Genomic DNA, 549 nt, shown 5'->3' with positions numbered 1-549 from the left:
GGCGTTAGTCGCCAGAAAAAGCTAGCAATCAAAATCATGTTTCTTAGCTCAAAATTTGGCAGCTGTTTGTTTGGTATACAGATTCATCGTCGATGGTCAAAACTCAGTTTCAGCAGTTTTAAGTCCAAAGTTTTGCAAGTGTCCAAGCGGTTGTTTTGTTCTTTGGTGCTGACAGAGCAGGGCAATCGAGAGTCTATTTTTGGTTGCAAATCCGCTCGGTGAGTTTGTTGAAAGTCCGCACTGTGAGATTGGCTTTCCAAAGGCTCTTTTTGGTGTAGTCAGTCCGTTTTCTGCGGCGTTGTTAATTCCAAGTGGTTTCATTGAGTAGCCGCTGAGACTACGCCTAACTTAAATGCATCAAAGCACATAAAGTTTGTTGTTCGCAAAGTTTAGTTCGGCTTAAAATTGTCGCTCGGTGCCTCGCGACTAACAAACTGCTCAAGAGGGATTCGCAACGTGTGGCATTTTTACTATGCGTTGAATTTAGTGATTAAGGTGGTATGCAGCGGCTTAGGTATTGCGTTGCTCACCCCTTAGCAGGGCGTTATG

1 protein-coding gene is annotated in these 549 nt (G+C 44.1%); it reads right to left on the bottom strand.

The features are described 5' to 3' along the window. Nucleotides 1–96: 96 nt before the first annotated feature. On the bottom strand, nt 97–321 hold the full coding sequence (locus tag R7P74_RS28565) for a hypothetical protein (protein ID WP_213967299.1): 225 nt from the start codon (nt 319–321) through the stop codon (nt 97–99). Nucleotides 322–549: the final 228 nt, after the last annotated feature.

It is taken from the genome of Vibrio sp. 2033, from assembly GCF_033339735.1.
Note: the sequence above shows the minus strand (reverse complement) of the source record. Positions and strands in the feature narration are given on the sequence as shown.